At 72.6% G+C, this 10,661-nt stretch carries 11 protein-coding genes; 6 read left to right on the top strand and 5 right to left on the bottom strand.

Going from position 1 to position 10,661, the window contains the following annotated elements; translation table 11 throughout:
- On the bottom strand, nt 1-503 hold a 503-nt coding region (locus ACWEVO_RS17935), incomplete at its 3' end, for a hypothetical protein (protein WP_452308656.1).
- A 237-nt stretch (nt 504-740) separates the two neighbouring features.
- Between ACWEVO_RS17935 and ACWEVO_RS17930 the strand changes: the two genes are divergently transcribed.
- The 3 genes from ACWEVO_RS17930 to ACWEVO_RS17920 all read left to right on the top strand — a co-directional run bounded on the left by ACWEVO_RS17930 (nt 741) and on the right by ACWEVO_RS17920 (nt 3,157).
- On the top strand, nt 741-1,061 hold the full coding sequence (locus tag ACWEVO_RS17930; RefSeq protein WP_452308655.1) for a hypothetical protein: 321 nt from the start codon (nt 741-743) through the stop codon (nt 1,059-1,061).
- A gap of 82 nt (nt 1,062-1,143) precedes the next feature.
- Nucleotides 1,144-1,893, top strand: a complete 750-nt coding sequence (locus ACWEVO_RS17925; RefSeq protein ID WP_452308654.1) for a MerR family transcriptional regulator — start codon at nt 1,144-1,146, stop codon at nt 1,891-1,893.
- A gap of 247 nt (nt 1,894-2,140) precedes the next feature.
- A complete protein-coding gene (locus ACWEVO_RS17920; RefSeq protein WP_452308653.1) occupies nt 2,141-3,157 on the top strand; it encodes an NADPH:quinone reductase in 1,017 nt (338 codons plus the stop codon).
- 182 nt (nt 3,158-3,339) lie between these two features.
- On the opposite strand, the gene ACWEVO_RS17915 is transcribed toward ACWEVO_RS17920, so the two are convergent.
- Nucleotides 3,340-4,989: a fatty acid--CoA ligase gene (locus tag ACWEVO_RS17915; RefSeq protein WP_452308652.1), complete on the bottom strand. Its 1,650-nt coding sequence runs from the start codon at nt 4,987-4,989 to the stop codon at nt 3,340-3,342.
- A gap of 84 nt (nt 4,990-5,073) precedes the next feature.
- Here ACWEVO_RS17915 and ACWEVO_RS17910 point away from each other — a divergent pair, with 84 nt between their 5' ends.
- Complete coding sequence (locus ACWEVO_RS17910) at nt 5,074-5,565, top strand: NUDIX domain-containing protein (RefSeq protein ID WP_452308651.1); 492 nt, start codon at nt 5,074-5,076, stop codon at nt 5,563-5,565.
- On the opposite strand, the gene ACWEVO_RS17905 is transcribed toward ACWEVO_RS17910, so the two are convergent.
- Entirely contained in the window at nt 5,558-6,457 is a 900-nt protein-coding gene (locus ACWEVO_RS17905) for an EamA family transporter (RefSeq protein WP_452308650.1), read from the bottom strand. The genes ACWEVO_RS17910 and ACWEVO_RS17905 overlap by 8 nt on opposite strands.
- An 84-nt stretch (nt 6,458-6,541) precedes the next feature.
- Between ACWEVO_RS17905 and ACWEVO_RS17900 the strand changes: the two genes are divergently transcribed.
- Nucleotides 6,542-7,438 (top strand): LysR family transcriptional regulator, encoded by an 897-nt coding sequence (locus ACWEVO_RS17900; protein WP_452308649.1) that lies wholly within the window; start codon nt 6,542-6,544, stop codon nt 7,436-7,438.
- 15 nt (nt 7,439-7,453) lie between these two features.
- On the opposite strand, the gene ACWEVO_RS17895 is transcribed toward ACWEVO_RS17900, so the two are convergent.
- Both ACWEVO_RS17895 and ACWEVO_RS17890 read right to left on the bottom strand, forming a co-directional pair.
- Nucleotides 7,454-9,103 (bottom strand): MDR family MFS transporter, encoded by a 1,650-nt coding sequence (locus tag ACWEVO_RS17895; RefSeq protein ID WP_452308648.1) that lies wholly within the window; start codon nt 9,101-9,103, stop codon nt 7,454-7,456.
- Between the two features lie 125 nt (nt 9,104-9,228).
- Nucleotides 9,229-9,777 (bottom strand): type 1 glutamine amidotransferase domain-containing protein, encoded by a 549-nt coding sequence (locus tag ACWEVO_RS17890; RefSeq protein ID WP_452308647.1) that lies wholly within the window; start codon nt 9,775-9,777, stop codon nt 9,229-9,231.
- Nucleotides 9,778-9,905: 128 nt separating this feature from the next.
- On the opposite strand from ACWEVO_RS17890, the gene ACWEVO_RS17885 reads away from it, so the two are divergent.
- On the top strand, nt 9,906-10,661 hold a 756-nt coding region (locus ACWEVO_RS17885; protein ID WP_452308646.1), incomplete at its 3' end, for a PfkB family carbohydrate kinase.

The raw sequence follows: 10,661 nt of genomic DNA, 5'->3' as shown, positions 1-10,661 counted from the left end.
AACACATCCGCCGGGAGGCGACCGTTGGCGTTGAGGAACCTGGCCACCTGCCGGGTGCGCGCGTTGATGACGTTGGCGGGCAGATCCTTCCCGCCGGGGATCGCCTTCCGCACCTGCTCCCACTCCTGCCCGGTGCGCTTGCGCGGATCGGCCGGCCAGGATGCCAGGACTCCGGCGGTCAGATCGGCACGCCATGTCACCGAGCGCAGCGCTCGCCCGGCCTGTTCTTGAGCCATCCGCACGATCCGGTCATTGACCCTTACCCCCGCCGGGGCGGTGACGGTCCAACCCAGCCGCCTCAGCGCCATCCACGCGTTCGACGGCAACCGTCGGCCACCCGCGTCCACGCCGGAGGCCAACACCTGCACATCGGCGACGTTCCACCGCTGCGCCAACAGTCCGGAAACCATGCCCGCCACCAGATCGGCGCACCAGCCGACACGCTCGGCCAGCACGGCCTGGGACAGGACCTTGCCGGTCTGCTCATCCAGGCCGGCGCGCACAAGAGCGCGGACGCACGCGGTCCGGGAGGCCTCGCCCTCAGCCAGCGACACCGCGCGACTCACCCGCCAACCTCACGTCGCCCCAGACCCGGGCCAGCCCGCACAACCCCGCCACGCGACAGCACTGACCGCCGGCACAGACCCCCCACAGCCCCGCATCAAACCAGAAGACACCGACACCCACGACCGGCCCACGATCACTGACGATCCTTAACCAAGTCCCCGAGCCTGATCGACGTGGTCCGGCCGACCGGGGCGATCGGCGTGATCGGGCTCTACCTGGCCGAGGATCCGGGTGCCCCGGACGAGCACTCGGCCCACGGCGAGCTGCTGGTCCGGATGGGCAAGTTCTTCGAGAAGGGCCTGCGGGTGGGGACCGGGCAGGCCAACGTCAAGGCGTACAACGAGTACCTGCGTAACCTGATCATGGCGGGACGGGCGGAGCCGAGCTTCGTGGTGAGCAAGGAGGTGCCGCTGGACGCGGCGCCCGAGGCGTACCAGCACTTCGACCGGCGCGAGCCGGGCTATTCGAAGGTGGTGCTCAAGCCGGCGGCCTGAACGGCTTGCTCCTGACGCGACGTCAGGTCATAGCGTCGGTCCCCGTCGCCGCAGGGTGCGGTGACGCGAGAGGGAGTGGGACGTGGCGTCCACCTGGCGGATCGGCGAGCTGTGCCGGCGTACCGGGCTGACCGTCCGGACCCTGCACCACTGGGACCACGTGGGGCTGTTGCGGCCGTCCGCGCGCACCTCGTCCGGGCACCGGCTCTACGACGAGCGGGACGTGGACCGGCTGTACCGGATCGTCGCGCTGCGCGAGCTGGGCCTGCCGCTGGAGACCATCGGCGCGCTGCTGGACGGGGGCGGGACCGGTGGGCCGGCGCTGGCCGAGCTGCTCGGCGAGCATCTGGCGCACGTGGAGCGGCAGCTCGCCGCCCTGGGTGGGCTGCGCGACCGGCTGGCCGCGCTGGTGCCGGCCGTACGCGCCGCCGGGGGTGCCCCGTCCGTCGACCTGCTCGCCCTGATCCAGGAGGTGACCACGGTGGACGACACCATCAGGAACTACTTCACCGAGGAGCAGCTCGCCGCGTTGGCGCAGCGGCGGGAGCGGCTCGGCGAGGAGGCGATCCGCGGCCTACAGGAGGAGTGGCCGCGGTTGATCGCCCAGGTCCAGGCGGAGCTGGACGCCGGGACGGACCCGGCGGAGCCGCGGGTGCGGGCGCTGGCGCAGCGCTGGATGGAGCTGCTGGAGGCCTTCCACGGCGGGGACCCGGGGCTGCGGGACTCCCTCTACCGCATGCAGGCCGAGAACAGCGCCGAGATCGCCCAGCAGTTCGGCGGTCCCTCCCCCGAGCTGATCGACTACGTCAAGCGCTCGGCCGCGTCCGCCTGACCGGCCCCCGCCGCCCCGCCGTGGCGAGGGGCCATCTTCCGGGAAAGAGTGGCCTCGACGGGACGTGAGGCCCCTCTTTCCCGGAAGTTGCGCGGATCTTGGGGAGCCGGACGGTACGTCGCAGATGCCGGTCTCCTGCCTCCGAGTGGCGGGTTGTACGTTTCCCGGGGGCGCCCGGATCGGAATGATCAGGGGGCGGCCGGGTAGCGCACCCGGTGGCGCACGTGGTGACGGCGAGGGGACGGCGATGAAGGCGATCGTGTACGAGCGCAACGGGGACGCCTCGGTGCTCCAGTTGGTCGAGCGGCCCGTGCCGGAGCCGGGCCCGGGCGAGGTGCTGGTGCGCACGGCGGTGGCCGGGGTGAATCCGACGGACTGGAAGGCCCGGCACAACTGGGCGCTGCCGGAGGGCTGGCAGATCCCGGGCCAGGACGGCGCGGGGGTGATCGAGGCGGTCGGCGAGGGGGTCGACCAGATCCTGATCGGCGAGCGGGTGTGGCTCTGGGAGGCGGCCTGGCAGCGGCCCTGGGGCACGGCCACCGAGTACACGGTGGTGCCGGTGCGGCACACGGTCCGGCTGGGTTCCGCCTCGTTCGACCTGGGCGCCTGCCTGGGCATCCCGTTCATGACCGCGCACCGCTGCCTGACCGCCGGCGAGTTCATGCCGGACAAGCTGCACGCGGGCGCGCTGAGCGACCACGTGGTGCTGGTGCAGGGCGGGGCGGGCGCGGTGGGCAACGCGGCGATCCAGCTGGCCCGCTGGGCCGACGCCTGCGTGATCACCACGGTGAGCAGCCCGGAGAAGGCGCAGCTCGCGGCGGCGGCCGGCGCCAACTACGTGATCAACTACCGGGAGCAGGACGTGGTCGAGGAGGTCCGCAAGATCGCGCCCGACGGGGTGCACACGATCGTGGAGGTCTCCGCCGCCCGCAACGCCGCCGCGGACGTGCAGATCCTGCGCACCGGCGGGGCGGTCTGCGTCTACGCCGACGACGGGGGCGGCGAGGTGACGCTGCCGATCCGGCCGCTGATGGTGCCGAACGCGCGCTGGCAGTTCGTGCTGATCTACACCGCGCCGAAGGCCGCGAAGGCGCAGGCGGTGACCGACATCGCGGCGGCGGTGGCGCAGGGTGCGATCCGGGTCGGTGAGGAGGCGGGCCTGCCGCTGCACCACTATTCGCTGGCGACGACCGCGGCGGCGCACCAGGCGGTGCAGGACGGCGCGGTCGGCAAGGTGCTGGTGTCCACGAGCGAGGCCGGATAACCGCGAAACGGATTTCTCCGACATCAGGACAGAGGCGAACAAGTTTCGCGACAATGACTGTGCGGGTCGCCCCGCATGGGCGGGCGGCCCCGGCGCGGTGCGAACGCCGGGGCCGCCCTCTGGGGAGGGATGCTTGGAAAGCTCGTCCCTTACCCGTGTTGGCGACGGTACGCCGGAAAGTGTTACGGCGAGGTCAGTTCGCGTACCTCGAGGTCGCCCTCCGCGTACCGGGCCCGTACCACCTTCTTGTCGAACTTGCCGACGCTGGTCTTCGGGACCGCGTCGATGAACGACCAGCGCTCGGGCAACTGCCAGCGCGCCACCGACTCCGCCAGGAATTCCCGCAGCTCTTCGGCGGTGACGGAGGCTCCCTCCCGGATCACCACAGTGGCCAGCGGCCGCTCGTCCCAGCGCTCGTCGGGCACCCCCACCACGCACGCCTCCAGCACCGCCGGGTGCGCCATCAGGGCGTTCTCCAGCTCGACCGAGCTGATCCATTCCCCACCCGACTTGATGACGTCCTTCGCCCGATCGGACAGGGTGATGTAGCCGTCCGGCGAGAGCGTGCCGACGTCCCCGGTCCGCAGCCAGCCGTCGCGGAACTTCTCCTCGTCCGGGGTGTCGTCGCCGACGTACCGGGCGGTCACCCACGGCCCGCGCACCTCCAGCTCGCCGACGGAGGTCCCGTCGGCGGGCAGCGGCTCGCCGAGCGGGCCGACGATCCGTGCCTCGACCCCGGCCGGGATCCGGCCCTGGGTGTAGCGGTAGCGCCAGGCCACCTCGCCGTCCGCCCCGGCCGGCGGCCGGGACACCGAGCCCAGCGGGGACATCTCGGTCATCCCCCAGGCGTGGATGACCTCGATCCCGTGCCGGTCGTGGAAGGCGTGCATCAGCGCCGGCGGGCAGGCCGAGCCGCCGACGATCACCTCCTTGAGCGAGGAGGTGTCCACCTCGTGGCTGTCCAGCCAGGCCAGCAGGTCGGTCCAGATGGTCGGCACCGCGCCGGCCAGGGTGGGCCGCTCGGCGGCGATCATCGCGGCGATCGGCTCGGCCTGCAGGAACCGGTCCGGCATGATCAGTGACGCGCCGGAGAGGAACGCCGCGTACGGCAGGCCCCAGGACATGGCGTGGAACATCGGCACGATCGCCAACTCGCGGTCCTTCGGGCCGAGACCGAACCCCTCCGGCAGGCAGACCTGCAGCGAGTGCAGGTAGATGGAGCGGTGCGAGTAGGCGACCCCCTTGGGGTTGCCGGTGGTCCCGGAGGTGTAGCAGAGCGCCGCCGCGTCCCGCTCGTCCACCTCGGGCCAGTCGAACACGTCCGGCCGGTCGGCCAGCAGGTCGTCCCAGTGGTGTACGGCGATCCGGTCGCCGGCCGCCGCGACCAGCGGGGCCGGGTCGCCACCGCCGACCACCACCACGTGCCGCACGGTGGTCAGCTGGCCGATCACCTTCGCCAGCAGCGGGATCAGCGTGGTGTCGACCAGCACCACCCGGTCCTCCGCGTGGTTGGCGATGTAGGCGACCTGGTCGGGGAAGAGCCGGAGGTTGAGCGTGTGCAGCACCGCGCCCATGCTCGGCACGGCGAAGTACGCCACCAGGTGCTCGTTGTTGTTCCACATGAACGTGGCGACCCGCTCGTCACCGGTCACCCCGCACTCGTCGCGTAGCGCGTGCGCCAGCCGGGCGGCGGCCCGGCCGACCTCGGCGTACGACATCCGGCGGGGCTCGGCGCCGGTCCAGGTGACGACCTCCGCCGTGCCGTGCACGGTGGCGCCGTGTTCGAGGATCCGGGCGACCTGGAGGGGGGCGTCCATCATCGTGCTACGCATGGGTAGCAAGCTAGTGTGACCGGCGCCACGTTGGGAACCCCCGGAACGCCGGTCCACCCCCGCGTTCGTGCGTAGATTGTCCGGGTGAGCATCTCGTGGGCCGACTCGTACGTGGGACAGCTGCGCGCCCTGGCCGGTGACCGCACCCTGATGTTCGTCGGCGCCCGGGCGGTGGTCCGGGACAACGCCGCCCGGGTGCTGCTGATCCAGCGCTCCGACAACGGCCAGTGGGCGCTGCCGGCCGGCGCGATGGAGCTGGGCGAGTCGATCGCCGACTGCGCCGTCCGGGAGGTACGCGAGGAGACCGGGCTGCGCGCCCTGCGGGTCAGCGCCTTCGCCCTCTACACCGGCCCGGACCGCACCCACACCAACATGTACGGCCACACCTACCAGGTCTTCACCACGGCCTTCCGGGTCGAGGAGTGGGACGGGGAACTGGCCCGGATGACCGACGAGACCATCGACGCCGGCTTCTTCCACCCGGAGGAGCTGCCCACCCCGCTCTCCTCCAGCGTGATCGAGACCCTCGCCGACCTCGACGTCTTCGAACAGACCAACCGCCTCATCCTCAAGTGACGGCGCCGACCTCGGTGGGCCGCTCGCCGGAGACGTCGTCCCGGCCGGCACCCGGCCGGGCGCCGGAACGTTCCGCGCCGATCCCGGCGATCACCACGAAGGCGATGCCGGCCACCGCGCCGACCCCGGGCACCTGACCCAGCGCGACCAGGCCGACGACCAGCGCGATGGCCGGCTCCAGGCTCATCAGCGTGCCGAACGCGGCGGTGGTGAGCCGGCGCAGCGCCAGCAGTTCCAGCACGAACGGGACCACGGGCAGCAGCACGGCCAGCCCGAGCCCGGCCAGGAGCACCGGCCAGGTCAGGTCACCGAACACCGAGGGGCCGACGACCACCGTCGCGACCACGGCGGCCACCGGCATGGAGACCGCCAGGCCGCGGATGCCGGAGACCTCGTCGCCCACCCGCTGGGTGAGCAGGATGTACGCGGCCCAGCAGGCCGCCGCCCCGAGCGCGTACGCCACGCCCACCAGGTCCGCGCCGCCGTGCCAGGGCTCGGTGAGCAGCAGCACCCCGACCGCCGCGAGCGCCGGCCAGAGCTTCGCGCCGGCCCGACCGCGGGCCACGGCCACGCCGAGCGGCCCGAGGAACTCCAACGCGCTGGCCGTACCCAGGGGCAGCCGGGCCACCGCCGCCATGAACAGGATGGTGACGCCGGCGGTCACCACGCCGAGCGCCAGGCAGGCCCGCAGGGCCGAGCGGGTGAAGGCCGACGGGCGGGGCCGGACCACGATCGCCAGGAGCACCCCGGCCCAGGCCAGGCGCAGCCAGGCGGCACCCTCCGGACCGACCCGGTCGAAGAGCCCGACGGAGGCGGCCAGGCCGAGCTGTACGCAGGTCATCGAGGCGACCGCCATCGCGGTGCCGGCACGGGCCGGGGTCACGGTGCTCATGCGGACAGTAGAGCTCGCCCGTACCGTTCGTGTCCACGTGCCATTCCTGTACGAAGCATTCGGCAGTCGTGAACAATCGCCCTCGTGGACCTGCGTCGCCTGCGCCTGCTGCGGGAACTGGCCCGGCTCGGCTCGATGCGCCAGGTCGCCGACGAGCTGCACGTCACCACCTCGACGGTGTCGCAGCAGCTCGCGGCGCTGGCCAGGGAGGTGGGCACCGAACTGGTCGAGCCGCACGGTCGGCGCGTCCGGCTCACCCCGGCCGGACGCCGGCTGGCCGAACACGCCGTGACGATCCTCGCCGCGGTCGACGCGGCCCGGCTCGACCTGGACCCCCGGGCCGAACCGGCCGGCACGGTACGCGTCGCCGGCTTCGCCACCGCCGTCCGGCGCTCGCTGCTGCCGCTCACCGCCCGACTGGCGACCGACCATCCGCGGGTGCGCCTGCGCATCCACGAGCACGAGCCCGCCGAGGCGTACGCGCTGCTCGCGGCTGACGAGGTCGACCTCGCGCTGACCTACGACTACAACCTGGCCCCGGCCGCGGTGGACCGCGCGCTGGACGCCGCGCCGCTGTGGTCCGCGACCTGGCACCTCGGGGCGCCGGCGGACGCCCGGCCCGACCCGGCGGAGGACGCAACGGCGGTCTTCGACCGGTTCCGCGACGCCGACTGGATCGTCAACTCGCGCAACACGGCCGACGAGGTGGTGATCCGGGCCATCGCCTCGATGGCCGGCTTCGAGCCCCGGATCGCGCACCGCGCGGACAGCCTCGACCTGGTCGAGGACCTCATCCTCGCGGGGCTCGGCGTCGGCCTGCTCCCCGGTGACCGGCCGACCGTGCCGGGCGTTCGCCTGCTGCCCCTCACCGGACCGCGGGTCGTGCTGCGCGCGTACGCCGTGACCCGCCGCGGCCGGGCGGCCTGGCCGCCGCTGGCGCTGATCCTCGACCTGCTCACCGCCGACCGGCCGGTCCCGTGACCCGCGGGTGAGCGCTCACAGCATGGTCTGGGACTTGGCCTCCATGTCGGCGGCGGCCTCGTCCTTGGACTCCTTGGTCAGCGGCTTGCCGCCCGGAGCGGCGGCCTTGCCGCCGAGCGGGTCGGCGCCGCCGGTCGCGCCCTCCGGGCCGGTGCCGCGCAGCTCCTGGTTGGGCAGGGCCAGGGTGAGCAGCACGGCGATGATGGCGATCAGCCCGGTGGTCAGGAAGACCAGGTGCAGCGATTCGACGAACGCGGCCTGGATCGCGGCGCGCACCGGGCCGGGCAGGGCGAGGATTGTCTTCGGGTCGTTGATCGAGATGTTCGCGCCGCCGCTGGCCGCCACGGCCGCCCGCTGCTGTGGCGGAAGCTGCGCGATCGCGGCCGGCAGCCGGGTGGCGAGTTGGCCGGTGAGCTGGGAGGAGAGCACCGCGCCGAGGATCGCCACGCCGAACGAGCCGCCCAGCGAACGGAAGAACGTCGCGGACGAGGTGCCCGCGCCCAGGTCCCGGGGGTGCACGGCGTTCTGCACGGCCAGGATCAGCGACTGCATGCACAGGCCCAGCCCGACGCCGATCACCACCATGTAGCCGAAGGCCGCCCAGAGCGACGTGGCCACCTGGAGCTGCCGGAAGAGCAGCATGCCGGCGACCAGCACCGCGGAGCCGGCCACCGGGAACCACTTGTACCGTCCCCGCCGGCTCATCGCCCGGCCGGTGAGGATCGAGGTGATGATGATGCCGGCCATCATCGGCAGCATCAGCAGACCGCTGCGGGTCGGCGAAGCCCCCTTGACGATCTGCAGGTAGAGCGGGATGAAGATGATCGACCCGAACATCACCAGACCGAGCACGAAGCCGCTGAGGTTGGCCAGCGTGAAGGTGCCGTTGCGGAACAGCCGCAGCGGCAGGATCGGCTCCGGCACCCGGGCCTCCTGGAGCACGAACAGGATGCCCAGCACCGCACCGGCCACGAACAACCCGATGATCACCCCGGAGCCCCACGCGTACTGGTTGCCGCCCCAGCTCAGCGCCAGCAGCAGACAGCTCACCCCGGCCACCAGCAGCCCCGCGCCGAGCCAGTCGATCGCGTGCTCCCGCCGCTGGAACGGGATGAGCCGCATGACGTGGTAGCAGACCACGATGGCGAGGATGCCCAGCGGCACGTTGATGTAGAAGATCCAGCGCCAGTTCGTCTCCGCGAAGTACCCGCCGACCAGCGGACCGGCGACCGAGGACAGGCCGAACACCGCACCGAAGAGCCCCTGGTAGCGGCCGCGCTCCCGGGGCGAGACCACGTCCGAGATGATGGTGAACGCCAACGTCATCAGGCCACCCGCGCCCAGGCCCTGCACCCCCCGGGTGAGGATCAACTGGGTCATGTTCTGCGACAGCCCGGCCAGCAGCGAGCCGAGCAGGAACGTGCCGATCGAGAAGAGGAAGACCGGGCGGCGGCCGTACAGGTCGGCCATCTTGCCGTACAGCGGAGTGGAGGCGGTCGACGCGAGCAGATACGCGGTCACCACCCACGAGTAGTGGTTGATGCCGCCCAACTGGCCGACGATGGTGGGCAGCGCCGTACCGACGATGGTCTGGTCGAGCGCCGCCAGCAGCATCCCGGTCATCAGACCGAACATCAGCAGGCGGATCTGGCGGGGGTGCAGCACGGGACGACCGTGGGCCTGGGCAGTCATTCCGCGGTCTTTCCCACCTCGCGCGGAACATGCCTCCCAGGAACGGATCGGCGGCGCGGACCGTGCCGCCCACGCCGCCGATCACCCGCCCGTACGGATCAGTGCCGCCCCTCGGCGAACTCCTCGACGATCTTCGCGCAGAACGCCGGCAGGTCGTCGGGCTTACGGCTGCTGACCAGCCCGCGGTCCGTCACGACCTCCTCGTCGACCCAGTTCGCGCCGGCGTTGGTCAGGTCGGTGCGCAGGCTCGGCCAGGACGTCATCCGGCGGCCGCGCACCACGTCCGCCTCGACCAGCGTCCACGGGCCGTGGCAGATCACCCCGACCGGCTTGCCGGCGTCGAAGAACGACTTCACGAACCGGACCGCCTCCGGGTCCGTGCGCAGGAAGTCCGGGTTGGCCACGCCGCCGGGCAGCACCAACGCGTCGTACGCCCCCGCGTCCGCCTCCGGCGTCGTCACGTCGACCTGGTACTGCTGGCTCTGGTCCAGGTGGTTGAAGGACTGGATCGAACCGGGCTTCGACGAAACCAGCTCGACCCGGGCACCGGCCTTCTCCACCGCCTCGCGCGGCTTGGTGTACTCGACCTCCTCGACGCCGTCGGCGGCCAGGAAGGCGATCCGCTTACCCTGCAGTTGCGCTGCCATGGTGTGTCTCCTCTCCGGGGTCACCTGACCCGGTTCCCGGGGCCGGCGGGCCGAAACCGGACAGGGTAGGTGGCCACCGCCCGAGCCGGGCAGGTTTGACCGGACCCGCTCGGGGGACCCCGGAGGACATGGCAGGAGCAGCAGCGGAAGAGCGCCGGCTCGCCACCGTCGTGGCGACCTGGCAGGGGCGTCCCGTGCTGGTCGTCGGCGACGCCATGCTGGACGAGTGGCGGTTCGCGGAGTCCGAGCGGCTCTGCCGGGAGGCCCCGGCACCCGTGCTCACCCTGCGCCGCCGCATCTCCGCCGCCGGTGGGGCGGCGAACACGGCGGTCAACGTTGCCGCCCTCGGCGGCCGGGCCGCGCTGGTGGCCCCGGTCGGCGCCGACGTGGCCGGCGACGAACTGCACGACTGCCTCGACCGCGCGGGCGTCTGGGACCGTACGGTGAACCAGCCCGGCCGGCCGACGCCGGTGAAGCGACGGATGCTCGCCGGGAACCAGATCCTGCTGCGCGAGGACTCCGGCGACCCGGAGGACGGGCTCGACGACGACGGGGTGGCCCGGCTGCTCACCGCGCTGCACTGCGCCACCGAGGAGCTGCGGGCCGCCGCGCAGGGGCAGCCACTCACCCTGGTCGTCTGCGACTACGGCCTGGGCGCGCTGCCCGCGCCGGTCCGCGCCTGGCTGGTCGCCAACCGGGACCGCTACGCCACGGTGGCCCTCGACGCGCACGACCTGGCCGACTGGCGCGGCCTCAACCCGACCGTGGTGACGCCGAGCTTCGCCGAGGCGACCCGGCTGCTGGCCCGCGCCGCGGCCGGGTTCAACACCGGCGGCCGCGCTGCCGCCCCCGCCGGCGGCCTGCACCTCGACCACCCCGGCGAC

This window comes from Micromonospora sp. NPDC003776 (genome assembly GCF_053605645.1).
This window is presented reverse-complemented; position numbering and strand designations above follow the sequence as displayed.

What these genes read in the sequence shown, in the direction of transcription:
- ACWEVO_RS17920 (WP_452308653.1), top strand. Translation starts at nt 2,141, where the DNA reads ATGAAGGCGATCGTGTACGAGCGCAACGGGGACGCCTCGGTGCTCCAG.
- ACWEVO_RS17915 (WP_452308652.1), bottom strand. Translation starts at nt 4,989, where the DNA reads ATGCGTAGCACGATGATGGACGCCCCCCTCCAGGTCGCCCGGATCCTC.
- ACWEVO_RS17905 (WP_452308650.1), bottom strand. Translation starts at nt 6,457, where the DNA reads ATGAGCACCGTGACCCCGGCCCGTGCCGGCACCGCGATGGCGGTCGCC.
- ACWEVO_RS17890 (WP_452308647.1), bottom strand. Translation starts at nt 9,777, where the DNA reads ATGGCAGCGCAACTGCAGGGTAAGCGGATCGCCTTCCTGGCCGCCGAC.